Source organism: uncultured Cetobacterium sp. (assembly GCF_945952365.1).
Classification (GTDB): domain Bacteria; phylum Fusobacteriota; class Fusobacteriia; order Fusobacteriales; family Fusobacteriaceae; genus Cetobacterium_A.
In genome coordinates, this window is the sequence record NZ_CAMFHX010000016.1 from 1 (window position 1) to 24,412 (window position 24,412).

At 30.5% G+C, this 24,412-nt stretch carries 21 protein-coding genes and 3 tRNA genes; 14 read left to right on the top strand and 10 right to left on the bottom strand.

What is annotated here, in order from left to right; genetic code table 11:
- Positions 1–89: 89 nt before the first annotated feature.
- The gene (locus Q0O83_RS07150; protein WP_294095654.1) at positions 90–1,058 is read right to left on the bottom strand and encodes an NTP transferase domain-containing protein; all 969 of its coding nucleotides are present in this window, start codon (positions 1,056–1,058) and stop codon (positions 90–92) included.
- Between the two features lie 22 nt (positions 1,059–1,080).
- Complete coding sequence (locus tag Q0O83_RS07155; RefSeq protein WP_294095659.1) at positions 1,081–2,421, bottom strand: TldD/PmbA family protein; 1,341 nt, start codon at positions 2,419–2,421, stop codon at positions 1,081–1,083.
- A gap of 144 nt (positions 2,422–2,565) precedes the next feature.
- Between Q0O83_RS07155 and Q0O83_RS07160 the strand changes: the two genes are divergently transcribed.
- From Q0O83_RS07160 to Q0O83_RS07170, 3 genes are all read left to right on the top strand, one after another.
- On the top strand, positions 2,566–3,945 hold the full coding sequence (locus Q0O83_RS07160) for a TldD/PmbA family protein (RefSeq protein WP_294095662.1): 1,380 nt from the start codon (positions 2,566–2,568) through the stop codon (positions 3,943–3,945).
- Between the two features lie 165 nt (positions 3,946–4,110).
- Positions 4,111–5,385 carry a dicarboxylate/amino acid:cation symporter gene (locus Q0O83_RS07165; protein WP_294095665.1) on the top strand — a complete coding sequence of 425 codons (1,275 nt, stop codon included), beginning with the start codon at positions 4,111–4,113 and terminating at the stop codon, positions 5,383–5,385.
- Between the two features lie 441 nt (positions 5,386–5,826).
- Positions 5,827–6,585, top strand: a complete 759-nt coding sequence (locus Q0O83_RS07170) for a transporter substrate-binding domain-containing protein (protein WP_294095667.1) — start codon at positions 5,827–5,829, stop codon at positions 6,583–6,585.
- A 132-nt stretch (positions 6,586–6,717) separates the two neighbouring features.
- Here Q0O83_RS07170 and Q0O83_RS07175 read toward each other — a convergent pair whose 3' ends face one another.
- Entirely contained in the window at positions 6,718–7,572 is an 855-nt protein-coding gene (locus Q0O83_RS07175) for a sugar phosphate isomerase/epimerase (protein WP_294095669.1), read from the bottom strand.
- Between the two features lie 232 nt (positions 7,573–7,804).
- A complete protein-coding gene (locus tag Q0O83_RS07180) occupies positions 7,805–8,251 on the bottom strand; it encodes a GNAT family N-acetyltransferase (RefSeq protein ID WP_294095671.1) in 447 nt (148 codons plus the stop codon).
- Between the two features lie 168 nt (positions 8,252–8,419).
- On the opposite strand from Q0O83_RS07180, the gene Q0O83_RS07185 reads away from it, so the two are divergent.
- From Q0O83_RS07185 to Q0O83_RS07195, 3 genes are all read left to right on the top strand, one after another.
- On the top strand, positions 8,420–9,262 hold the full coding sequence (locus Q0O83_RS07185) for a PRD domain-containing protein (RefSeq protein ID WP_294095674.1): 843 nt from the start codon (positions 8,420–8,422) through the stop codon (positions 9,260–9,262).
- 197 nt (positions 9,263–9,459) lie between these two features.
- Complete coding sequence (locus tag Q0O83_RS07190) at positions 9,460–11,328, top strand: beta-glucoside-specific PTS transporter subunit IIABC (protein ID WP_294095676.1); 1,869 nt, start codon at positions 9,460–9,462, stop codon at positions 11,326–11,328.
- A 24-nt stretch (positions 11,329–11,352) separates the two neighbouring features.
- Positions 11,353–12,783: a 6-phospho-beta-glucosidase gene (locus Q0O83_RS07195; RefSeq protein WP_294095678.1), complete on the top strand. Its 1,431-nt coding sequence runs from the start codon at positions 11,353–11,355 to the stop codon at positions 12,781–12,783.
- 33 nt (positions 12,784–12,816) lie between these two features.
- On the opposite strand, the gene Q0O83_RS07200 is transcribed toward Q0O83_RS07195, so the two are convergent.
- A complete protein-coding gene (locus tag Q0O83_RS07200; RefSeq protein ID WP_294095681.1) occupies positions 12,817–13,149 on the bottom strand; it encodes a helix-turn-helix domain-containing protein in 333 nt (110 codons plus the stop codon).
- 76 nt (positions 13,150–13,225) lie between these two features.
- Positions 13,226–14,164 (bottom strand): MBL fold metallo-hydrolase, encoded by a 939-nt coding sequence (locus Q0O83_RS07205; protein WP_294095683.1) that lies wholly within the window; start codon positions 14,162–14,164, stop codon positions 13,226–13,228.
- Positions 14,165–14,329: 165 nt separating this feature from the next.
- Here Q0O83_RS07205 and Q0O83_RS07210 point away from each other — a divergent pair, with 165 nt between their 5' ends.
- Both Q0O83_RS07210 and Q0O83_RS07215 read left to right on the top strand, forming a co-directional pair.
- Entirely contained in the window at positions 14,330–15,157 is an 828-nt protein-coding gene (locus Q0O83_RS07210; RefSeq protein ID WP_294095686.1) for a mechanosensitive ion channel domain-containing protein, read from the top strand.
- Between the two features lie 126 nt (positions 15,158–15,283).
- Positions 15,284–16,033 carry a hypothetical protein gene (locus tag Q0O83_RS07215; protein ID WP_294095689.1) on the top strand — a complete coding sequence of 250 codons (750 nt, stop codon included), beginning with the start codon at positions 15,284–15,286 and terminating at the stop codon, positions 16,031–16,033.
- Positions 16,034–16,092: 59 nt separating this feature from the next.
- Here the strand turns inward: Q0O83_RS07215 and Q0O83_RS07220 are convergent, their stop codons facing one another.
- On the bottom strand, positions 16,093–17,598 hold the full coding sequence (locus Q0O83_RS07220; protein ID WP_294095691.1) for a DUF1846 domain-containing protein: 1,506 nt from the start codon (positions 17,596–17,598) through the stop codon (positions 16,093–16,095).
- A gap of 142 nt (positions 17,599–17,740) precedes the next feature.
- Here Q0O83_RS07220 and Q0O83_RS07225 point away from each other — a divergent pair, with 142 nt between their 5' ends.
- The 3 genes from Q0O83_RS07225 (at position 17,741) to Q0O83_RS07235 (ending at position 20,715) form a co-directional block, all read left to right on the top strand.
- Entirely contained in the window at positions 17,741–18,679 is a 939-nt protein-coding gene (locus Q0O83_RS07225) for a nucleoside hydrolase (protein WP_294095693.1), read from the top strand.
- 131 nt (positions 18,680–18,810) lie between these two features.
- Positions 18,811–19,998 carry a sodium/glutamate symporter gene (gene gltS / locus Q0O83_RS07230; protein ID WP_294095695.1) on the top strand — a complete coding sequence of 396 codons (1,188 nt, stop codon included), beginning with the start codon at positions 18,811–18,813 and terminating at the stop codon, positions 19,996–19,998.
- Between the two features lie 81 nt (positions 19,999–20,079).
- Positions 20,080–20,715, top strand: a complete 636-nt coding sequence (locus Q0O83_RS07235; RefSeq protein ID WP_294095697.1) for a hypothetical protein — start codon at positions 20,080–20,082, stop codon at positions 20,713–20,715.
- Between the two features lie 65 nt (positions 20,716–20,780).
- Here the strand turns inward: Q0O83_RS07235 and Q0O83_RS07240 are convergent, their stop codons facing one another.
- Both Q0O83_RS07240 and Q0O83_RS07245 read right to left on the bottom strand, forming a co-directional pair.
- Positions 20,781–22,064 carry an MFS transporter gene (locus Q0O83_RS07240; protein ID WP_294095698.1) on the bottom strand — a complete coding sequence of 428 codons (1,284 nt, stop codon included), beginning with the start codon at positions 22,062–22,064 and terminating at the stop codon, positions 20,781–20,783.
- A 97-nt stretch (positions 22,065–22,161) separates the two neighbouring features.
- Positions 22,162–22,920: an exodeoxyribonuclease III gene (locus tag Q0O83_RS07245; RefSeq protein ID WP_294095700.1), complete on the bottom strand. Its 759-nt coding sequence runs from the start codon at positions 22,918–22,920 to the stop codon at positions 22,162–22,164.
- Positions 22,921–23,075: 155 nt separating this feature from the next.
- On the opposite strand from Q0O83_RS07245, the gene Q0O83_RS07250 reads away from it, so the two are divergent.
- The 3 genes from Q0O83_RS07250 (at position 23,076) to Q0O83_RS07260 (ending at position 23,312) form a co-directional block, all read left to right on the top strand.
- A tRNA-Pro gene (locus tag Q0O83_RS07250) sits at positions 23,076–23,152 on the top strand.
- Between the two features lie 5 nt (positions 23,153–23,157).
- Positions 23,158–23,232 (top strand) — tRNA-Gln (locus tag Q0O83_RS07255).
- 3 nt (positions 23,233–23,235) lie between these two features.
- Positions 23,236–23,312, top strand: a tRNA-Met gene (locus Q0O83_RS07260).
- An 86-nt stretch (positions 23,313–23,398) separates the two neighbouring features.
- On the opposite strand, the gene Q0O83_RS07265 is transcribed toward Q0O83_RS07260, so the two are convergent.
- The gene (locus Q0O83_RS07265; RefSeq protein ID WP_294095703.1) at positions 23,399–24,412 is read right to left on the bottom strand and encodes a patatin-like phospholipase family protein; all 1,014 of its coding nucleotides are present in this window, start codon (positions 24,410–24,412) and stop codon (positions 23,399–23,401) included.

Here is a 24,412-nt window from a genome sequence, read left to right on the forward strand (position 1 = left end):
GCCTGTCACGCATGAGGTCGCGAGTTCGACCCTCGTCACTCCCGCCATTAAAGAAACTTAAAGACGTATTTCTACGTCTTTTTTTTATTCTATAGATTTGCAACTTTTAAAATCTCTTTAAAAATAGATATTGTATCTTTTAAACTTATAGATTTCATACTGGAGTTTTCTAAAATTTCACTTGAATCACTAACATAAAATAGAAGGTTAGTTGGATTTGCTGATGGTGAAAGAGAAACATCCTTTTTTAAAATCTCTATTTTAGGGAATGGTTCATTCTCAAAACCTTGAAGTAAAATAATATCAAACTCTTTTTTTTCTAAAATATTTAGATTACATTCTGAATTAGATTTAATAACTTCCACTTTGTAATTAGCATCCTTAAAGTGTTTTACAAGTTGATCAATCAAATTAGATTGATTAGTAATTTTAGCACCACATACAGCAATAAAAGGAGTACAATCCCTGAAAATATAATTAAAATTAAGTTCCTCTTCAGTATCGATACTTTTTAAAAGTATTTGAGGGTTAAAATCTGTATTTTCTAAAGAGATGTATTTTACATTAAGTTCAGCTAGAACATCTTGAAGTCTATAATTTTTATCCATAATAAATCTTTCGATAGTGCTTAGAGAACTTTTGTTATAGAGTCCAAAAAGTGGATAAGTTTTCCCTTTTTTATCCTTGACTATGATAGCATCATAGTCGTGTGAGGTAAATTGTAAAATAAAATTAAGTAACTCTTTTGTGATATTTGGCATATCACAAGTTGTTACAAAAATAAAGTCTGATTTTGAATTTAGAAGCCCTTGATAGATTCCCTCTATAGGACCTAAATTTTCAGAGCTGTCAGTAACTATTGTCCCTCTAGGAATTAAGAAGTTTTGATTTTTATTCACTGAAACCATAATATTTTCAAAATTTTCTAAATCATCGGTTATCTTTTCTAAAAAAGTTCTATTATTATCATATTTAAGTAGAGCCTTATCTAAAAAATTCATTCTAGAACTTTTTCCACCAGCAAGAATCAAAGCATCGATATTTTTAATTTTATTCATATATTTACCTCCCACGGTTATATTATGATGAAATACTTATATTTTTAATCAGAATTGAAGGAGAACCAACACCTGATAGATTAAACTTCAGATCATCTCCAATAAATTCAATATTTTTTAAAAGTTCAAAGAAGTTTCCAGCAGCAGTTATTTGATTTAAAGGTTTTGTAACAACTCCATTTTCTATTAAGAAACCTTCTGTAGCAAGAGAAAAATCTCCTGATATAGAGTTAAGCCCAGAGTGTAAACCAGAAAAACCAGTTATAAGGATACCATTTTGAATTTTATTTAGAAGAGTATCAAAACTATTTTCTCCCTTTTCTAAATAAAGATTGAATGTTGAGATACCCATAGTACCTTTATACCCACCTTTAGCTGCATTTCCTGTACTTTCTACACCATCTTTTTTACTTGTTTTTAGATTGTGTATATATGTTTTTAAAACTCCATTTTCAATTAAGTTTTTAGGTTTAGTTGGAACACCTTCTGCATCAAAAGGAGCACTACCATAACCATCTTTAAGATGAGGGTTATCAGTAATTGTAACTAAAGGATTAGCAACAATTTCATCAAGTTTTCCTTTAAATTTTGAAACTCCTTTTTGAACAGCTTCAGCAGAGAATATTCCACTCATAGAACCAAGTAGATCAGCAAAAGTATCATTTTCTATAATAATATCATACCCTTTACTTTCTATAGAGATTGAGTTTAATTTTTTTAGAGCTTTACTAACTGCTTCAGTTGCTAATTTGACAGGATCCATCTCTGAAAAATCTTTAGCTACTATATAGGCTGCGTCGTTTTTGATAGACTCTCCATCTTGAACAACAACAGCTAAGTAAGCATAGATAGAGTTTCCTTTATGATATAAATCTAAGCCTTTAGAATTTTTTATTATATTTTCCCCTTTGCCACTTCCCATCATACAGTAGTTTACACTTTTTATTCTGTTATCCATCTCTAAAGCTGTCTTTTCAGCTTTTAAAAGAAAGTCAATTTTCTCTTGAACAGATATATTTTCTAAAGAAGCACTAAAAGAATCTATTTTTTCATACTCTTTTTTCTCTCCGTAAGTTTCTATAACATCTAAGTTTTCAATAATTTTACCATTTGAGATTGCTCTTTCAATTAGAGGTAGAATATCCTCTTCTTCAAGAGACTCAGTATATGAATATCCCATTTTTCCATCAACTTTAGTTCTGAAAGAGATTCCCATATTTTGAGAGTTGCTATAAGTATCAACTTCTCCTTTGAATACTTTGATAGTTTCACTCTCTGAAGATGTAAAATAGATTTCAAACTCCTCTAATTTTAAATTTTCAGCTGCTTCAAAAACTTTATCTATAAATAATTTAGTTTCCATAAGTTCCTCCAAATATAGTAGTTAATAGGATTATACCCTTTAACTTTTAAAATATAAAGAGGAAATTCTAAAATTAAGCATCTTTCTAAAAAAAAAATCATGTGGTATACTCTAGTAAAATGGAATAAAAGGAGAGAAATAGATATGATAGATAAGTTTTTAGTTGAAGATATATTAAATGAAGCTCTTTGTACTGGAGGAGACTTTGCTGAAGTTTTTGTTGAAGATAAGACAGGAGATTCGTTTTATTTAGTTGATGGAAAAGTTGAACAAGCGATATCGGGAAAAGATTTTGGAGTTGGAATAAGAATATTTAAAGGAGTTTTTTCTGTTTATGCTTACACAAATGATATGAATAGAGAAAACCTTCTAAAAACAGCTCAGAAAGCAGCAAAAGCTATAAAGGGAACAAAGGAAGATATCGTTATAAATCTTGTTAAACAAGATATTGAGAATAGACATAAAATTGTTTTAGCACCTGGAAGTGTATTAAAAGATGATAAGATTTTAGTTATGAAAGAAGCATATGAAGCTGCAAAAAACTATGATGAGTGTATAAGTCAAGTTAGAATAAACTATGGAGACTCAACTCAAAATATTTTAGTTGCTAACTCAGAGGGAGTTTGGGCAGAGGATAGTAGAACAAGAAGTAGACTAGGAATAGAGAGTATTGCTTCTGATATGAATGAGATGCAAACGGGGTCGTATAGACCTGGAGCTGGAAAAGGTTTTGAGTTCTTTAAAGAGATAGATGTGAAAGAGTATGCAAGAGAGGCTTCTAGAATAGCTAAGACTATGCTAGGTGCAAAATACGCACCGAGCGGAAAGATGCCTGTTGTTATAGAAAATGAGTTTGGTGGAGTTATATTCCATGAGGCTTGTGGGCATGGTTTAGAGGCTACAAGTGTGGCAAAAGGGCTTTCTGTATTTGCTGGAAAAGTTGGAGAGAAGGTTGCAAGTGATGTTGTATCTGCTGTAGATGATGGGACATTGTTAAATGAGTGGGGATCATCAAATGTTGATGATGAAGGAACTCCTACGAAGAGAAATCTTTTAATAGAAAATGGAGTTTTAAAAGGCTATATGGTGGATAAGCTGAATGGAAGAAGAATGGGAGTAGAAAGTACTGGAAGTGCAAGAAGAGAATCATATAAATATGCACCAACTTCTAGAATGACAAATACATTTATTTTGAATGGAACATCATCTTTAGAGGATATGTTAGCTGGTGTAGAAAATGGAATTTATGCAAAATATATGGGTGGAGGTTCAGTTAATCCAAGTACTGGAGATTTCAATTTCTCTGTAATGGAAGGGTATTTAATAGAGAATGGAAAGATTACAGAACCTGTGAGAGGGGCGACACTTATAGGAAACGGTCCAGAAGTACTTCATAAAATTGAGATGGTTGGAGATAATCTATCTCATGGTCAGGGTATGTGTGGATCAGTTTCAGGAAGTATTCCTGCAAATGTGGGGCAACCTCGTATAAAAATTAGTGACATCGTAGTTGGAGGAAGATAGATTTTAAAGTTAGAGACAGAGAGATATTTCTTTGTCTTTTTTTTATAAAAGAAATTTTTGGAAAATAATTTTTATTTTTATTGAAAATAAAAATAAAATATAATATAATAGATGAATGAAAAAATTAAAAATAATAAATAAAAAAAATATATGGAGGAAAACAAAATGAAGAAGTTGAGTTTAACAAGCAAAATATTTGTATCATTAGTTTTAGGAATTATAACAGGTTTAGTTCTACATCCAATAAAAGGAAATGTATTTGTGGAAACGTATCTTATTAATTTTTTATTTAGTTTTTTAGGTTCAGGATTTATGAGAGCTATAAGAATGATTGTGGTTCCTTTAGTATTTTGTTCTCTAACAGTTGGGGCTGCTGGAGTTGAAGATGTTAGAAAATTAGGAAGAGTTGGAGTGAAGATTTTAGCTTTCTATCTTGGAACAACAGCAGTTGCAATAACATTAGCTTTAGGATTGGGAAATATAATCAATCCAGGAAAAGGGATTATACTTTCTGATATAGTGACATCAAAAGTTAGTGTTGGAGAAAGTAAACCTTTTGTAGATATACTTCTTGGAATGATTCCTGTGAATCCTATTGAAGCAATGGCGAAGGGGGATATGCTTCAAATTATAGTGTTTGCAATATTTTGTGGAGTTGGAATCTCTCTTTTAGGGGACAGAGTTAAAACGATAAAAAAAGGCATCGAAGAAGCGAATAACCTTATGCTAAAATTGGTTGAACTTATTATGAAGTTAGCTCCTTATGGAGTTTATGGACTGATAGCAAAAACATTTACAACTTTAGGATACTCAGCTATGGTACCACTATTAAAATATTTCTTAGGTGTTATTGCAGCATTGATTATTCATTACTTAGTAACTTATCAAGGTTTACTTGTATTAATTGCAAGATATAATCCAATAAAATTTGTAAAAAAATATGCTTCAACAATGGTGGTTGCATTTTCAACTTCTTCGAGCAACGCTACAATACCAACATCTTTAAAAGCTATGCAAGAAAACTTTGGAGTTTCTAAAAGTATTTCATCGTTTACAATTCCTTTAGGAAGTACGATAAATATGGATGGAACAGCAATAATGCAAGGAATGGCGACTGTATTTATAGCTCAAGCTTATGGAGTGGAGTTAACTATGGGGAACTATATAACAGTTATCTTTACAGCAACTTTAGCTTCAATAGGAACAGCTGGAGTTCCTGGAGTTGGACTTATAATGTTAGGTATGGTACTAACTGAAATAGGATTACCTTTAGATGGAATAGCTCTAATAATGGGAATAGATAGACTTTTAGATATGTTAAGAACAGTTGTAAATGTAACTGGAGATGCTATTTGTACTTTAATTGTAGCTAAGACAGAATCTGAAATAATAGAGGTAGAAGAGGATAGCTTTGGAAGTGTAGAAGCAGAGTCTTTATAAGATATGAAAAAGAAGCAGTTCTAAATTTTGAACTGCTTTTTTCTATTATACATATTAAAATGTATATTTTCAAATTAAAAAAAACGATAAAAGAACGTTTAAAATAAGTTTTAAAGGTCTTCGAAATTGATGACCCTTAATTTTATAAGAGATTAAAAAATCAAAGGCCTTAAAATCGATTTAAAAGGCTCGTTTTTTTGGCGAATATTTTCTTAAAAAATTATAAACACTCTCTAATTGAGGAAGTATATAAAAATAAACTCTGACCTTCAAAAAATGTAAATTTTCAATAAACTTTAAAGTTAAAAAGCCTCTCTAATTGAGGGGTTATAGATAGTTAAATTTAAGTAAATCCGAACAAAAAATTAAAGAAATTGTTCTCTGTAAATATAGCTTTAAAATTGATATAATTCATCTTAATATAAAATGGAGGGTGGTTATATGAGAAAATTAATTGTTATTATTTGTTTAGTTTTAACTACAGTATTTGGATATTCTAAAGATTTAGTAAAAGAAATAGTAAATAGAGGAGTTTTGAAGGTAGGAACAACAGGAGATTATAAACCATTTAGCTATTTAGAAAAAGATCAGTACATAGGTTATGATATAGAGGTAGCAAAATTGTTAGCAAAAGAATTGGGAGTTGAGATAGAGTTTGTTCCGACAACATGGAAAACTCTTTTGAGTGATCTGAATTCAGAAAAATATGATGTTGCCATGAGTGGAATTACAAGAACAATAAGAAGACAGATAGAAGCAGAGATGTCATCGCCATATCTTATTTTTGGTAAATGTTTTTTGGTTAGAAAAGGTGAAAAAGTGAAATATAGTTCATTAGAAGATGTAAATAAACCAGAAATAAAAGTTGGAGTAAATATAGGTGGAACAAATGAGATTTTTGCTGATGAAAAATTAAAAAAAGCTACAATAATTCGTTATAAAAATAATTTAGATGTTCCAATGGCGGTAGCTAAAGGAGAGGTCGATGTGATGGTAACAGAAACACCAGAAGCGATAGTATATGAAAGAGAGGTAAACTCTTTAGAAGGAGCTATGATAGAGAATCCACTAACAAGAAGTCAAATGGGGTATTTGATAAAAAAGGATGAAATTCATTTTTTAAATACAATTAATTTTTTACTTAATGAGTTAGAGCTTAGAGGAGATATTCAAGAGTTGAAGAAAAGATATTTCAATTAATGGTTCAAAAAAGTGAAAGACCTCTGTGGGGGGGAGTACAGAGGTCTTTCGGGGGGGATTAAATTATTTTATTAACACTTTATTATAATATTTAGACCACAGGTTTTATAAAAAAGTTTTAAAAATAAAAAATTATTTGTTTGTTTTTAAAAAATTTACTGTAAAATTAAGAGTTTCAATATTCTCAGAAACGACTTCAGCAATTATTGAGTTATTATATTGAATTTCTTGAAGGACATTAAAGATATCATCCCAGGGTAGAGTACATCCCTCAGCTTCGGGAAAACTATGCAAATCACATTTACCATCATTATCACTAACATGGATATGTAGTAAATAATCTTTGACTTCATTTGTATATTCAATCAAATCTTGTCCAGCTCTATGTGCATGAGCATAGTTTAAACAGGCTCCAAAAGAGTCAGATTTAATATCTTTTATTAAAGATATTAAATCTTTAGATTTTACACATATTTCATTATCTAAAACAAGATTTTCAATAGCAATTTTGAGTTTGTAGTTATTTTTTTCAATTTCAGACTTAATAAAATCAAAAATTTCTAGACTCAACTTTCTAACCTCATTTTTTTTACTATGAGCAATATCTAAAAGAAGTCTTTGTGAGGCGAAGCGATTATTTTTAGGGATATCCATTTGTCCAATTGTACCGGGATGTATAACAATTAAATCTATTCCAAAAGAGTTAGCGTAAGTCAAACACTCTTTGAGATGTTCTTTTATAATATATCTAAAAAATGGAATTCTGCTACCAAAATCATAAAACGTCGGAAAATGTAACGAGAATTTTATATTGTATGTATCTTTTAAAAATTGAATTTGTTTTAGATACTCGTCTTCATATTCTTTGTTTAAACAATCATGTTTATACCAATTTATTTCTAAATGTTTAATGTTATTTTTTTCAATAAAATTTTTGCAATAATCTTGAAAGTCATCTTTATATTTATAGTTAATACCAATATTCATAAGTTATCCTCCTTTATTTTCACTTGTTTTTTTAGCTTATCTTATGAGGGTTAAATAGAAATTAAAAAATAGTAAAAAAGAGGTAATTTAACTTATTGTTTACAAAAAAGTAAAAGACCTCTGTGGGGGGAGTACAGAGGTCCTTCGGGGGGATTAAATTATTTTATTAACACTTTATTATAATATTTAGACCACAGGTTTTATAAAAAAGTTTTAAAAAAAATAAATTATTTTATTTTTTTACTAAAATCATATCAACATGAGGAATATCATCTTCTAAATAAATTTCGGAAATAGTTTTAAAACCGAAAGATGAATAGAACTTTTCTAGATAGTGCTGAGCACCGATAGTTATAGAGTTAACATTTTCAACTTCAAAAAGTTGTTTTATAGCAGCTTCAACAATAAGTTTTGCAAGTCCTTCACCTCTAAACTCTTTTGAAACTAGAACTCTTCCAAAAGATGAAGTTTCATAAGAGATTCCAGCTGGAATAGTTCTTATATATGCAGCGATAGAATCACCCTTTTTTATCATAATATGAGTTGATTTATAATCTTTTCCATCCACATCATTATAAGGACAATTTTGTTCTACTATAAAAACCTCCGATCTCACTTTTAGTATTTCATAAAGTTCAGAAGATGAAAGTTCATTAAATTTTTTTATAATTGTTTCCATAAAATATTGCACCACCTTAAAAATATTTATTTAAATAATATTAATTGATTATACAGGAGTTAGAATATTTTTTAAATATAATATTTATTATTCCGAAAAAACTTCTAAATTATTTTTTGAAAGTGTGTTATACTTTCGGAAAATAAATTTTTTATGGAGTGGGGAACAGTGAAAATAAAAAAAATTTTAAATAATAATGTTGCAATCTCAGAAAATGAAGATAAGCAGGAGATTATTGTTGCTGGGTGTGGAATAGCATTTAAGAAAAAAATTGGGGATGACTTAGATGAATCTTTGATTGAGAAAATTTTTGTATCATCGGATAATCAAACAAAGAAAAAAATACAAGTTTTGTTGGATGAGATTCCGATAGAGTATATTAGAATAACAGATAAAATTGTAAGACATACAAATGAGGTTTTTAAAAAAGAGTTAAACGATATTACTTATATAGGAATAGCAGATCATATATATAGATCGGTAGAAAGATTTATAACTTCAGGGGAGTTGGTGAATGGTCTTCTATGGGATATAAAAAGGTTGTATAAAGAGGAGTTTGAAGTTGGACTATATGCTTTAGAGATTATAAAAGAAGAGCTAAAGATTCAGATGCCTGAAGATGAAGCTGCTTTTATAGCAACTCATATAATCAATGCTAAATTGAAAGAAACTATTCCGAATGTAATTGATATAACAAAATTGATAAATGAGATTTTGAATATTGTAAAATATAATCTTTTACTAGATTTAGATGAGGAGAGTCAGTCTTGTTATTATTTTATAAATAATATAAAGTTTTTAGCTCAAAAGGTTGTAAATAATAAAAAATCTAAGGATATTGGAGAGTATGATCAGGTGTATATTGCAACTACAAAAAGTTTTCCAAGAGAGTATTATTGCGTTGAAAAGATAACTGAGTTCATAGAAAGAAAATATAAATACATGTTGAATATAGATGAAAGAGTCTTGTTAACTTTACAAATTGTAAAAATTAAGAACGAAAAAATCTAAAAAAGTTTGACATGTGAAAAGTAATGTGTTACTATAAGTTAAATTATAAAACAAACAAAAAACATATAAAACAGGATTGTTACTGTAAGAAGGCAAAACCTAAGCGAGATAGAGATTTATTTTTCTATTTGCTTAGGTTTTTTATTTTCTATATCAGGCAAGACCCATTTATAAAAAATTAAATGGAGGAATGTGTTATGTATCAAGAGTTAGGAAAATTGATTTTAGAAAATGTTGGAGGAAAGGAAAATATTTCAAACGTAACTCACTGTGCAACAAGATTGAGATTTAACTTGAAAGAGTGTAAAAAGGTTGATGTCGATAAGATCAAAGTTGCAAAAGGGGTTATTGGAATAGCTGATAGCAATGGTCAGTTTCAAGTTATCATCGGAAGTGAGGTTTCAAAAGTTTATAAGGAGATTATAAAAATTATAGGAACTATTGAAACTGAAGGTAATTCTTCTGAGAAAAAAAGAGGACTTGTAGGATTCTTTGAAATTATTTCAGGAATATTTACATCAATTATTCCACCACTTACAGCAGCAGGAATGTTAAAAGCAGTTTTAGTGTTAGCAACAACTTTTGGATGGTTAAATAAAGATAGTCAGACATTTTATATATTTAACTTTGTAGCGGACGCAGCCTTTTTCTTCTTCCCAGTAGTTTTAGGATATACAGCAGCAGTAAAGTTTAAATGTAATCCATACATGGGAATGTTAGTCGGAGGGGCCTTAATCCATCCAAACTATTTGGCACTAGTAAATGCAAAAGAAGCGGTTTATTTTTTAGGAATGCCTTTAAGGCTTGTTAATTATGCTTCTTCTGTTGTACCAATTATAGTAATTGTTTATGTTATGTCTTTTGTTGAAGAGTTTGCAGATAGAGTTTCACCGAAGTTTATAAAGTTTTTCTCTAAGCCGTTGTTGACAGTTTTAATAATGACACCTCTTGCTTTTCTTCTGTTAGGACCGATGGGTTCAATTGCAGGGGAAGGATTAGCTTTAGGAGTGGAAAAAATAAATGGATTTGCTCCGTGGTTGATTCCAGTAATTGTAGGAGGAACATCACCGCTACTAGTTATGATAGGAATGCACTATGGATTAATTCCAATCGGGTTTAATGAGTTGGCAGTAAATGGATTTGATACGGTTGTTGGACCAGGGATGTTAGTTTCAAATATTGCTCACGGAGGAGCAACACTAGCAGTTGCATTAAAAACTAAAAATGCAGATTTAAAGCAACTTGCTGGAAGTGCTGGATTTACAGCTTGTTTAGGAATAACAGAACCTGCTATGTATGGAGTTACAATGAAATTGAAAAAACCACTTATAGCAGTAATGTTAGGTGGAGGTTTAGCAGGATTATATTGTGGAGTTATGGGTGTTGTACGTTTCTCAACAGGAATTCCAGGGTTAGCATCACTACCGGTATTTTTGAGTGAGACAAGACCGATGAATATAGTTCATGCAGGAATAGCAGCAGTAATCGCCTTTTCAACAGCGTTTACATCAATGTTTGTAATAGGATTTGAGGATATTCCAAATGAAAATTCTGAAAGCGTTGAAAAGGTTAAAGATAATGAAATAAAAATAAAAAAAGAGATACCTGTAGATGGGGTTATTCAAGTTAAGTCTATAGCAAAAGGAGAGGTTATAGAGCTATCGAGTGTGAAAGACGATGCTTTTGCAAGTGAAAGCTTAGGAAAAGGATATGCGATAGTACCCGAAACAGGAGAGATAAGTTCTCCAATTGATGGTGTTGTGAGTTCGATTTTCGCAACGAAACACGCCATAGGATTAGAGGGTAAAGATGGAACAGAGATTCTGATTCATGTAGGTATAGATACGGTAAGATTAAATGGAGAGCATTTTGAATCTTGTGTAAAAGAGGGAGATACAGTAAAAGCTGGAGATATTTTAGTAAAGTTTGATAGAGATACAGTTATGAAAAAAGGATTTGATATCTCAACTCCAGTTATAGTAACAAATTCAAGTGATTATACAGAAGTAGTAGTTTCAAAATTTGGAAAAGTAAATGTTGGAGAAAACGTATTAGCGTTAGCATAGAGAGCAGAATATAGGAGGAGAGTTATGAAAAAGATAATGCCAGAAAACTTTTTATGGGGAGGAGCTATCGCTGCTAACCAATGTGAGGGAGCATATTTAGAAGGAGGAAAAGGATTATCTCCTGTAGATATATTACCTGGTGGAATACCAGTAAGAAAAGAAGCTTTAGCAGATGTAAGAAAAACTTTAGAAACGACTTATGATTATTATCCATCTCATGTTTCAATAGATTTCTTCCATAGATACAAAGAGGATATAAAATTATTTAAAGAGATGGGATTTAAATGTTTAAGAATTTCTATTTGTTGGGCTAGAATTTTTCCTAATGGAGATGATTTAGAGCCGAATGAAGAGGGGTTGAAATTCTACGATTCTTTAATAGATGAACTTATAAAAAATGGAATAGAGCCAGTTGTTACAATAAATCACTTTGATACACCGTTAGAGTTAACTAAAAAATATGGTGGATGGAAAAATAGAAAATTAATAGAGTTTTACACTAGATATTGTGAGGTTCTTTTCAATAGATATAAAGGAAAAGTAAAATATTGGATGACATTCAATGAGATAAATATGATTCTTCATATACCATCTTTTGGTGGAGGACTTGTTTTTGAAGAATCAGAAAATAGAGAGCAGTGTATGTATCAAGGAGCCCACTATCAACTTGTAGCGAGTGCTTTAGCGACGAAGATTGGTCATGAAATAGATCCTGAAAATATGATAGGATGTATGCTAGCTGCAGGAACTGTTTATCCAAATACATGTCATCCAAATGATATTTTAGTTGCTCAAGCAGCAAATAGAGAAAATTACTTCTTTATAGATGTTCAATCAAAAGGTGAATATCCAAGATATTCAGAGAGATTGTTCGAAGAGATGGGAATAAAATTAGATATAACTGATGAGGATAGAAAAGTTTTAAAAGAAAATACTGTTGATTATATAGGATTTAGTTATTACTCAAGTAGATTAAAAAGTGCTGATCCAGAAGTTATGAAAAATATAAAGCCTGGAAATGCTTTTAAAACTTTAGGAAACCCATATTTAAAAGAATCAGAGTGGGGATGGACAATTGATCCTGTGGGACTTAGAGTGACTATGAATGATTTATATGATAGATACGGAAAACCTTTATTTATTGTGGAAAATGGATTAGGAGCTGTGGATAAAGTTGAAGTGGATGGAAGTATAAATGACGACTACCGTATAGAGTATTTAAAACTTCATATTGAACAGATGAAAGAAGGAATCAAAGATGGAGTTGAACTTATAGGTTATACTCCTTGGGGATGTATAGATTTAGTTAGTGCTGGAACTGGTCAAATGAGTAAAAGATATGGTTTTATTTATGTAGATAAAGATGATAACGGTGTTGGAACTTTAGAAAGAAGTAGAAAAAAATCGTTCTACTGGTATAAAGATGTTATCGCAGCAAACGGAGAAAATTTATAGATAAAAATAAAAGGTATGGACAACCCATACCTTTTATTTTTCCATTTCATCAAGAATATCTTTTCCTATGTCCTGCATCATCTCAAGAACTTTAACAACTTTTTTACCTCTATTTTCAGTTAGAAAATATTCAACTCTTAATGGATAACCATCATAGTTGAACTTATCGACAAATCCGAATTTCATAAGCTCTTTAAGGTGTTGTAACAACATTTTTTGATTGATTCCAATAATATCATTTTCAAGCTCTGATAAAGAAGCTCTACCTCTCCAGTGGATTTGATATAAAATTACCATTTTCCATTTCCCTTTTAAAATATCATATGCTAATTCTAAAGGGCAGGTATATTTTTCTCTTATTTTCATAATCTCACACCTTTTATTATTATTTTCTATATAATAATCCATATCTATTGAAAATAAAAGAGAAATTATATTTAATTTAGAATTTTAAAGTTTCACCGTTTTCGGGAACAATTATATTAGTAACTCCAGCTGCTTTTATTTTTTCTTTTAAATCTTTTCTAGTTACAGTGCTGTGGTCTGTAGATTCCATATGAACAGCAACTATTTTAGCCTTTGGAGCAAGTTTTGCAATCTCTATCGCTTCTTCAGCTCCAATTAATAAAGTAAGATTTTTAACATCTTTTTCAACAGGCATTCCCATAGCTTTAAACTGCTCTTTTTCTTCATTAGTTAGAGGTTTTTGTGCTTTTGCAGGGTGAATTATGATTATATCTGGATTAACTGAAGTTATTTTATTTTTAACTTCTTCAGTTAAAACAGTATCTCCAGTCCAAAGTATGGTAGGTTGGTTATCGGCTCTTAAAACATATCCAGAAACATCACCAACAATAGGTTTTAAAACAGGAACACTTGTATGTAAAACCTCGAATCTTTCAAATGAGATTCCTTCCCAAGAAAATGTTTTATCGATTGTTGTAAGATTGTTGAATCCAGATGCTTTTAAACCTTTAGAATCGAAAGGTTGAATAAAAAGTGAAGTATTTTTATCAATAATCTCGATAGCTTTTTGATCGAAATGATCAGAGTAAGCAAAATCTAACTTTCCACTATCAGGAATATGAGTGTGTGAAACTAAAATAGCATCTATATTTTTAATCGCATCTTCCGCAGAAATCGGTAAATCAGAGGTAGGGCTAACTAGTTTGTTTTGATTCTCAGGAAGATATCCAAAGTAAGAATTTTTTGGAGCTAATAGAGGATCAGTTAAAATCATTTTTCCATTATATTTAATTCTCATAGTAGCATTTCTTAAAAGTTGTATCTCTGTAGTGTTTTGGTTTTCTGAAGCTCCCATTGTATATATTGAACTAGCTAAAAATAAAAGTCCTGTCATATTTTTTATAAATTTATTCATAAGTCACATCTCCTTTAATATAATATTTTTTTATTCGCGAATACCTTATGTTTAAGAATAACATGATAATATTATTTTGAAAATTACCCACTTTTTTGTATGTAGAAAAATTCCTATAAATATAGTATAATATGAGCAGAAATAAAAGTATGGAGGAAAATTTTTATGGAAAACATTCTTGGACATATGCTGAATGAGTTTGTAATAGCAATTGCTAAATACTCACCAATAGTTATAAAAAAAGTGATATATTTAGCAATTTTATATGTTTCTTATAATCCACTTAAAGAGTTTATTATAAAATCTTTAAAAAAGGTTTTAAGAAAAAAACAATTTGATGAGTTGTTAGTAAGTTTCTTAGCAACATCAATGAAAAGTTTAATTATAATTTTTTATTTTTTAAATGTGATTCAAATTTTAGGACTACAAGTAGCTTCGCTATTAACACTTCTAGGTTCTGTTGGAGTCGGAGTGGGATTGGCTTTAAAAGGAAGTTTATCAGATGTAGCGGGTGGAATTCAAATACTGATATCTAAACCATTCAAAAAAGGTGATTTTATCATCTGTGGATCTTCAGAGGGATCGGTTCAGAAGATAACATTTTTATACACAGCTTTGAATACAGTTGATAATAGAAGAGTTATAGTTCCGAATGGAAAGCTATCATCTTCGATTGTAACGGTTGTAACAGCAAATCCACAAAGAAGAGCAGACTTTGTATTCTTTGCAGAAAAAGAGGTATCGATAGATAAAGTAAAAACAGTTCTATATGATGTTGTAAGCAATCATCCATCTGTATTGAAAGATAAAGATATATTTGTAAAGTTTTCTAAAGAAACAGGTATTGCAACAGAATTTATAGTTAGAGTTTGGACACTGAAGGAAAACTTTAGAGATCTGAATGCAGATATTCAAGAGGAAGTTAAAAAGAGGTTTGATAAAGAGGGAATCAGATTACCATATCAATCTTATGAAGTTAATATAATGAAATAAAATATTTAAAATTACATCTCCGAGATAACTCTTGGAGATTTTTTTATATGTAAATAAAAAAAGGATTAATTAAATTGCGCCAGTAAACAGAAAATAAGACGATGTATATGTGAGGTGGTTTTTTAGATGGATAAGATATTGGTGCTATTTAAATATTATAACGATGCGAAGTTAGCAATAGAAAATTATAAGTCATTAAAGAAGAGATTTGGTTTTGAAATTTTACCTCTTTATGTAAAAGAGTTGAAGGTTCCAACAGGAGTAACATTTTTAAGTCCAAGTATGACTATGGATATACTGAAAGAGTATGAAGATGAGTATATTCAGGATTTAAAAGAGATTTTAATAAAAGAGGGAATAAAAGAGGAATTAATTGTGGATATCGGCTTAAATAAAGAGATAATCCAAGAATATTTAAAAAAAGTAGATTTTATTATGCTTGAGGAGACAGAGTATTTAGATGAAGATTTTTTAGAAATATTAAAAGTTGTTTACAAACCTGTAATAGTTGTAAATAAAAGTGCCTCAAAATTTGAAAATGTTGTAATTATATCAGATGATGGAATAAAAATAAATAAGAGTGTAAAAAATTTCGTTAAAGATTTCCCAGAGATAAAAAAAGTAACTCTTTTAAGCTGGAACTATAAGCATGAGGAAAATAATATCTTAGATTTATTAGAAAGAAAAGGTATCGAAGTAAAAGTAGAGATGTATAACCAGCAGTTTAATACAAAAGAGGAATTTTTTGATAGAATGAATGAGTTTGATTTTATTGTGATGGGAAATTTAAGTAAATCATTTTTCTTTGAAAAAATAACTAAACGTATGGGTGTTGAAATAATCGAAAAAGCAAGAGTTCCAATTTTTATAGGATAATTATATAAAAAAGAAAAAAGCTGAGGAGATTTTAAAATTTCCTCAGCTTTATATATTAATTACTCGTTATAGTATAGGTTTTCAGTTGGGAATACAGGATCACAAGTTACGTCAACACCTAATTTTCTAAGAGTTTGCTCGTCACCTTTTCCAAGTATTGTAGTTGAGTGAAGTTGAGCTCCTTTTAATGTAGGAAGTTGATCAAGGGCAGCTTGTGCCATTGGGTTAGTTGCAGCTGATATAGTAAGTGCAATTAACATCTCTTCACAGTCTAAACCTACATTTTTACTTTGTAATGTAGTTTTCTTTAATTTTGTAATATCTTCAATTATAGTCGGAGATATTAAATGGATATTATCATTGATTCCAGCTATAGCTTTAAGAGCGTTGATTAAAACAGCAGATGAAGAATCTAAAACATTAGATTTCTTACCAGTTAAGATTAATCCAGTAGTAAGTTCCATTGCAACTGATGATAATAGTTCAGTTGTATCACAAGCTTTTTGCTTGTCTAAGTGTTCTCTAGCAGCAGTAACCACTTTTCTATCAGATTCTTTTAACCCTAACTCTTCCATTATAAGTTTAGCTCTTTGGAATGTTTCTTTATCAACATATCCTTTTTTATATTCACATCCAGTTTTGAAATATCTTCTGATGATCTCTTGTTTAGAAGCTTCTTTAACAACTTCATCATCGATAATTCCAAATCCTACTCTATTAACACCCATATCAGTTGGTGATTTATAGATAGATTCTTTATTTGTAATTTTTTCTATTATTCTTTTTAAAACAGGGAAAGCTTCAATATCTCTGTTATAGTTAACTGCAGTTTCACCATATGCTTCAAGATGGAATGAGTCAATCATATTAACATCTTTTAAATCTACAGTTGCAGCTTCATAAGCTATATTTAATGGATGCTTTAATGGTACGTTCCAAACAGGGAAAGTCTCAAACTTTGAGTAACCAACAGCGTTTCCTCTTTTGTTTTCATGGTAAAGTTGGCTTAAACAAGTAGCTAATTTTCCGCTTCCAGGTCCTGGAGCAGTAACAACAACGATTGGCTTAGTTGTTTCAATATAAGGATTTTTTCCGTATCCTTCTTCACTAACGATTGTATCTACATCTGTAGGATATCCTTTTGTAGCTCTATGCTGATAAACTTTAATTCCTCTTCTCTCTAACTTTGTAATGAAAAGAGATGTAGATGGTTGGTCGTCATATCTAGTGATAACAACACTATTTACTTCAAGTTCACGTTCTCTTAAATCATCAATTAATCTGAATACATCCATATCATATGTAATACCAAAGTCTCCTCTGATTTTATTTCTTTCGATGTCTCCTGCATAAACACAGATTATAACTTCAACTTTCTCTTTAAGTTTTTGAAGTAGTTTAATTTTAGCATTTTCGTCGAATCCCGGTAAAACTCTTTTTGCATGTAAGTCAAATAACAGTTTACCACCAAACTCAAGATATAATTTGTCAAAATTATTAACTCTTTCTAGGATATATTTCGATTGTTCCTCTAGATATTTATTGTGATCAAAACCTATTTTCATGACTCACTCCTTCAATTTTTTTATATTCGTCAGAGCACTTCCTGACTCTACATCATAGCATGTTATAAAAAAAAAATCTAGCTTAAAAATATTTTTTTATGATATAATTTATAAAAATTTTAAATTTTTTAGGGAGGATAAAATGAAAAAATTACCAATAATAATTGATTGTGATCCAGGTTGTGATGACACAATTGCCTTACTTTTAGCATTTGCAAACACTAGTCTAGATATTAAAGGTGTTACAGTGTCAGCGGGGAACGTGCATATAAATAACACGACTGAAAATGCTAGAAAATTAGTAGGGGCTTTTAGACCAGAAATAAAAGTAGCAAAAGGTTGTGAAAAACCTATGTTTAAAACTATAGTTACGGCACCAGAAGTTCATGGGGAAACTGGACTTGGTTCTGTGGTTATTCCAGAGAGTGGAAAAAAACTAGAAGAGTTAAACGCTGTTGAATTTTTAGCTAAAACTTTAAAAGAAAGTGATGAGAAAATAACTATAGTTATAACTGGTCCAATGACTAATATAGCGGTATTTTTAATAGCTTATCCAGAATTAAAAGAAAAAATAGAAAAGTTTGTAATAATGGGCGGGTCAGCAATAGGAGGAAATGTAACTCCAGCAGCAGAGTTTAATATCTACGTAGATGCTGAAGCAGCAGATATTGTATTTAAATCTGGAGTAGATATTGTACTTTGTCCATTAGATGTGACGATGAAAGCTTTTGTAACAGAAAAAGAGTTAGCAGAGATAAGAGAAATAGGAGGATTCGCTTCTGAAGTTGCACATGGAGCTATAAAAAATGCGCTAGACTTCTATAAAGAGTTTTATAAAGTTTCAGAAGTTCCGATGCACGATCCATGCACTATAGCTTATCTTTTAGAACCAGAAATGTTCAAAGGAGTAGATGTATTTTTAGGAACAGAGTTAAGAGGAGAGTTTACTTATGGTGAGACTATTATAGATTATCGTAATAAGCTCGGAAAAGAAAAAAATGCACTAGTTCTAAATGAGATTAATAGAGAAGCTTTTATAGAACTTATAAAAAAATCTGTGGAGACATTAAAAGATTTATAAAATAAATCTGATATCAATATATTGAATAGTTTATTGTTTGATATATTGATATATTCTATTTTAAAAAAGAACAAAATGGTGCTACAATCGAAATACACACACAATTTACAAACATTAAAAGGAGGTACTAGATGACGATAGAGTTATCAACAATTCAAACTATAGCAATGGCAGTTGTTGTATTGTATATAGGTAAATTTTTAAATCACACATTCAAATTTTTAAAGGAAAATTGTATTCCAGAATCAGTAACAGGTGGAACGGCTTTCTCAATAATAACATTTATTGGTTATAAAACAGGGATGTTCAACTTTATATTTGAAGACTCTTTAAGAAATCTTTTTATGATTGCATTCTTTACAACTGTAGGATATTCTGCAAGTTTAAAGTTATTAAAAAAAGCTGGAATGCCAGTATTTATGTTTTTAATGGCTTCTGTAGGATTAGCGATAGCTCAAAACGTACTGGGAGTGGGATTAGCAGGAATTTTAAATTTAAACCCTTTAATAGGTTTGGCTACGGGTTCTATGTCAACAACAGGTGGACCTGGAACGGCTGGTGCATTTGCACCAATCCTTGAGAGTTATGGAGCAGAAGGAGCAACAGTTGTAGCTATGGCTACAGCAACTTATGCACTAATAGTTGGAAGTTTAATCTCTGGACCACTGGCTAATAGATTGATAAAAAAACATAATTTATTAGAGAAAAGAGAAACAGGTGGAGTTTATGATTCTGAAGATGAGAAAAAGACACCTTTAGACCCTAAGCATGTTTCAACAGCTTCTTTCCAAATTATAATAGCTATGGGTATTGGAAGTTTAATCTCGAACTTTTTATCTGGTGCAGGGGTTGTTTTACCATCGTATATAGGTGCTATGTTTGCAGCAGCTTTAATAAGAAATATCTCTGATTTTAGTGGAGCATATGATGTACATTTAGATATTATAAATATTATTGGTGGATTTACTCTGACGATATTTTTATCAATGACTCTTATGACTTTTAAACTTTGGGAACTTCAAGGATTAGCACTACCATTAGTTATAATGTTGGTGGCTCAAACAGTATTGATTGGAATGTTTGCTTACTTCATAACATTTAGACTAACTGGAAAAGATTATGATGCTGTTGTTATGACAAGTGGACATTGTGGATGTGGTTTCGGAACAACGCCTAAAGCCTTAGCGAACATGGAGGCTTTAACCGCTAAATATTTCCCATCACCAAAGGCATTTTTTGTAATTCCAATAGTAGGTGGATTATTTATAGATTTCTTTAACGCTGGAATAATAACATTGTTTATGAATATACTTCATTAATTTTTTTAAATTAAAATAATTCATTAAATTAAAATATAAAATATGTTATAATCTTTAGAGAAAGTTTTAAGGAGGTTAGACATGTTAAAAATATTTAATGATAGAGTTTATGGTTTAGATGAAAGTTTAATAGCTAGTGGATATCCTATGATAGCTGAGTCGATAGAGGAGTGGGATGAAACTCCAGGTTTAGAGGAGAAAGATTATAAAAGAGCTGGGAAATTAGGAAATGTACCAACTGGAACAGGACATGATAACTTCTTAAAAGGAATTATAGTTCAGTTTGATATAACTTATCCAAACTACTGGACACCACAGTTTCAAAGATATCATTTTGCTGATATAGTTTCTTCAACTTCAAAGATGCACAGACTTACAAAAATGGATTTAAAAACATCTTGTAACGAATATGTGGATGACGTTGTGATTGAAAATTTAAATAGATGGATTGAGATATTCAATGCTTTTGAAAAGGATCAAAAAGAGGTTGAAGTAGATGGAAAAATTTATACAAAATATGAAATCTATATGAAGATTATCTCTAACTGTCCAATGGGATTAGAGCAAACTATGAGAGTAACAACATCGTACTTACAATTAAAAACAATATATCTTCAAAGAAGATACCATAAGTTGAAAGAAGACTGGGGTAACTTCTGTGACTGGTGTTTAACACTTCCACATTTTGAGGAGTTTTGTTTAAAAGGAAATAAATAATAAAAGAGACCTTTTACATAGCGATAAGCTTTGTGTAAGGGTCTCTTTTTTGTAACTTCAATTATTTATCTTCTACTTCTTAAAAGGTAAACGATAGAAGGGTATATTCCTGGATAATAAAGATTTTTTTGATAAGCTCTAACTTTAGTTAGTAATAACATACAATAAAATCTTAAAAATAAACTGATGAAGAACATAAGTTTTAAACCAGCATAAGAGTCTCCAAAAATCATAATAGTTTTTCCCTGTAAGAAGTTAGCCAAATACCCTCCTAAGAATGCACCACTTAGGCCTAAAACACCTACAGAGAGAGAATAGGCAGCGGTGTAAGAGTCTCTGTCTGGAGAGGATAATTCAAGCAATAAACTGAAGACAGATAGATTTATTGCAGACCAACCAATAGCAGTTCCAATAGCATCTAACATAATTAAACTATTTACAGTTTCTTTTGTCATTAAAAAGTAAAATATAACGACGTAACTAGAGACACCTATTCCAAAAGATAATAACTTTTTATATCCAATTCGTTCTACAAGCTTTCCATAGATAAAGAATGTAAATATAGAAAGAATAGCGGTTAAAGATGTAGATAATCCTAAAATATTATATGAAGCATTTAAATCCACAACAGCAAAATAATAGAAGTATGGTTTTGTGAACTCTATTGAGAAGTTCCACATAGCTATAAAAGATAAAAAATTAAGAAAATTACTATCTTTTAAAGGTTTTTTTATGGAAAACTCTCGTTGCTTTTCAGAGAAATCGGGAATATCATGAAAATATAGAAGGACCAAAGTTGTTATTGCAGCAACAGCAATTATAAAGGTAAGAACAAGAATACTATTTTTTCCAGGACTGTAGTTTAGAGCTTTTGATACTGTATATGAAAAGAAAACTGTAGATATAGATATCAAAGTAAAACGTTTAGAGAAGAAGAGTCCACGCTCCTCTTTTTTTATAATATCTCCAACAGAGCTCGTCCAAATTCCGCTTAGAAAAGCAGAGAAAAAAGAGTAGATAAAAACTATTCCAACGAGATAGCGGTAATCAGTTTTGTTAAATAAGACAATAAAAAAAAGAAAACACATTGGAATTCTAGCAGCCGCAGCACTAAAAAGCAGCGCTTGTTTTTTAGTTTTGAAAAATTTATAGTATGTTCCTAAAAAGATTTGAAGAAGTTGAAGCCCTAGAGGTAAGGTTGTTATAAGTGATATCCAAAAGGGTTTACATTGAAAGTAAAGAGTTAAAGCAGTAAGTGCAAACCCTTGTATTCCTAAAGATAAGGTATTTGCACTCATTCCTTCAATAGTGATTAGAAACTTATTTTTGCTATAAGAGTCACGAAACATAGAGATCATCCCCCATTTTAATAGAAACTTTTAAAAAGCTTTGCTTTGTAAACTCATTTACCAAAAAAAAGTAGAAATCCTTTTAAAAAATATAATATTAAATATCTAAAATAAGTTCGACAGGACAGTGGTCAGAACCTAGAGTTTCAGTGTGGATATTCGCTTCTTTAATATTTTCTTTTATTTTGTTAGAAACTACAAAATAATCTATTCTCCATCCTGCATTATTTTTTCTAGCACTGAATCTATACGACCACCACGAATATACATCTGTGATATCTGGATGAAGATATCTAAAGCTATCAACAAAACCACTTTCTAATAGTTGAGTGAACTTTGCTCTTTCTTCATCAGTAAACCCAGCATTTTTTCTATTTGATTTTGGATTTTTTAAATCTATCTCAGTGTGAGCAACATTTAAATCTCCACATAAAACAACAGGCTTTTTAGAATCTAACTCTAAAAGGTAGTTTCTAAAATCATCTTCCCAACTCATTCTATAATCAAGTCTAGCAAGTTCAGTTTGAGAGTTAGGAGTATAAACGTTTACAAGATAGTAATTTTCAAACTCAAGAGTGATAACTCTTCCCTCTTTATCGTGGTGCTCTATTCCTATATCGTAAGCCACTGACAATGGTTTCTCTTTTGTAAAAATTGCTGTTCCTGAGTATCCTTTCTTTTCAGCATAGTTCCAGTAGCAATGGTATCCTTCTGGGGAAAAATCTGTTTGCCCCTCTTGTAATTTTATCTCTTGTAAACAAAGAGCGTCAGCATTTACCTCGTTAAAGTATTCTAAAAAGTTTTTTTGAAGTACAGCTCTTAAACCGTTTACATTCCAAGAAATTAATTTTTTCATAGTTTTCCTCCATATTTTCTTTTAAATTCCTCTACTGTAGATTATATCATAAATAAAAAAATATAAAAAAATAAAAAACTTTGTTGACAATGTTTGAAAATTATGATACTATAATTATGTGGCGAGCGAGAGCGAGTTACAAAAACAAAATAGTTCGGAATATAGCGCAGTCCGGTAGCGCACCTGCCTTGGGAGCAGGGGGCCGCAAGTTCGAATCTTGCTATTCCGACCATTTATTGGGGTGTCGCCAAGCGGTAAGGCAACGGACTTTGACTCCGTCATGCGTTGGTTCGAATCCAGCCACCCCAGCCATTTGCCTAGATAGCTCAGTTGGCTAGAGCACCCGGTTCATACCCGGGCGGTCGAAGGTTCGAATCCTTTTCTAGGCACCATATGAAATTTGAAACTCTGTAAAAAGAGTTTTTTTTATTTATAAAAATTTCTGTAAAATAAAAAAGCCACCAATTTCTAGTAGCTTTTAATCATTTAAAATCAGTTGAAGAATGATATCGTCCAACTTATCTTTATTTCTTTTTATAAACTCGTGAGCATCATCACAAAGCTTTTCTATATTACCTTCTGATTTATTATCTAACTCTAAAGAACCTTTATATAATCTCGGATTTATTCTATAATAATTCCATTTATTTTTAGAAGAATCAAATATCTTTCTTAAAATAAAGTCATCAGTGTTTGATTGAGCTGCAAATAGAATATCTATTATAGGCATAACCCACTTTGCTCCACCTTTAGTTTTTAGATGTTCATAATTTTTATATCCCTCTTTATGACCTGTACCAAGTGATATTAAAATCATATCATCCGACCCAGGAAATGATGGTTTATTATCCTTAAGATGCTTTTTAAAATCTATATTTCTTGCTTCTGCATATGCTATAAGAGCTGGATTGTTTGCAAATATTCCTCCATCAATACAGTTATATACATCATTATTTAATGAGATAAGTCTTTTAGCGTTGAAATAAACAGGAGCAGAAGATGTAGCTATAACAACATCTTTTAATTTAAAGTTTTTTAAAGGTTTTCTTTTAGCGTTTAAACTATCGAAAAAAATCTCCTTAGCTCTAATAAGATCATAAGAAGTTGTCATAAAGGGTTTTATAGTGTCACTTAAGTTTATATCCCCGAAAAGAGACTCTGATAGCTCTTCTAAGGCTTTTGTGGAGTATTTAGGACGAAGGATTCCACCAAACGATGAAACCCTTCGAATTATATTTTTGTTAAAAATTTTATCTCCACAGTTTTTGTAAAGTTGCACAATCTCTTGTGCAGTATGATAATTTGGAGAGGTATAAAGAGCACCTAGGATTCCTCCTGTACTTGTTCCAACTATTAAATCAAAGTATTCATGAAGAAATACTTTACGGTTAACTTTTTTAGAAATTTCATTCTCTAAGTATTCGCAGATTATAGCGGGAACAACACCCTTTACTCCTCCTCCATCAATAGATAAAATTCTTAATTTCTTCAT

Coding starts and splice junctions, on each gene's coding strand:
- Q0O83_RS07150 (WP_294095654.1), bottom strand. CDS start 1,058: ATGAATAAAATTAAAAATATCGATGCTTTGATTCTTGCTGGTGGAAAA.
- Q0O83_RS07155 (WP_294095659.1), bottom strand. CDS start 2,421: ATGGAAACTAAATTATTTATAGATAAAGTTTTTGAAGCAGCTGAAAAT.
- Q0O83_RS07160 (WP_294095662.1), top strand. CDS start 2,566: ATGATAGATAAGTTTTTAGTTGAAGATATATTAAATGAAGCTCTTTGT.
- Q0O83_RS07165 (WP_294095665.1), top strand. CDS start 4,111: ATGAAGAAGTTGAGTTTAACAAGCAAAATATTTGTATCATTAGTTTTA.
- Q0O83_RS07170 (WP_294095667.1), top strand. CDS start 5,827: ATGAGAAAATTAATTGTTATTATTTGTTTAGTTTTAACTACAGTATTT.
- Q0O83_RS07175 (WP_294095669.1), bottom strand. CDS start 7,572: ATGAATATTGGTATTAACTATAAATATAAAGATGACTTTCAAGATTAT.
- Q0O83_RS07180 (WP_294095671.1), bottom strand. CDS start 8,251: ATGGAAACAATTATAAAAAAATTTAATGAACTTTCATCTTCTGAACTT.
- Q0O83_RS07190 (WP_294095676.1), top strand. CDS start 9,460: ATGTATCAAGAGTTAGGAAAATTGATTTTAGAAAATGTTGGAGGAAAG.
- Q0O83_RS07195 (WP_294095678.1), top strand. CDS start 11,353: ATGAAAAAGATAATGCCAGAAAACTTTTTATGGGGAGGAGCTATCGCT.
- Q0O83_RS07200 (WP_294095681.1), bottom strand. CDS start 13,149: ATGAAAATAAGAGAAAAATATACCTGCCCTTTAGAATTAGCATATGAT.
- Q0O83_RS07205 (WP_294095683.1), bottom strand. CDS start 14,164: ATGAATAAATTTATAAAAAATATGACAGGACTTTTATTTTTAGCTAGT.
- Q0O83_RS07210 (WP_294095686.1), top strand. CDS start 14,330: ATGGAAAACATTCTTGGACATATGCTGAATGAGTTTGTAATAGCAATT.
- Q0O83_RS07215 (WP_294095689.1), top strand. CDS start 15,284: ATGGATAAGATATTGGTGCTATTTAAATATTATAACGATGCGAAGTTA.
- Q0O83_RS07220 (WP_294095691.1), bottom strand. CDS start 17,598: ATGAAAATAGGTTTTGATCACAATAAATATCTAGAGGAACAATCGAAA.
- Q0O83_RS07225 (WP_294095693.1), top strand. CDS start 17,741: ATGAAAAAATTACCAATAATAATTGATTGTGATCCAGGTTGTGATGAC.
- gltS (WP_294095695.1), top strand. CDS start 18,811: ATGACGATAGAGTTATCAACAATTCAAACTATAGCAATGGCAGTTGTT.
- Q0O83_RS07235 (WP_294095697.1), top strand. CDS start 20,080: ATGTTAAAAATATTTAATGATAGAGTTTATGGTTTAGATGAAAGTTTA.
- Q0O83_RS07240 (WP_294095698.1), bottom strand. CDS start 22,064: ATGTTTCGTGACTCTTATAGCAAAAATAAGTTTCTAATCACTATTGAA.
- Q0O83_RS07245 (WP_294095700.1), bottom strand. CDS start 22,920: ATGAAAAAATTAATTTCTTGGAATGTAAACGGTTTAAGAGCTGTACTT.
- Q0O83_RS07265 (WP_294095703.1), bottom strand. CDS start 24,412: ATGAAGAAATTAAGAATTTTATCTATTGATGGAGGAGGAGTAAAGGGT.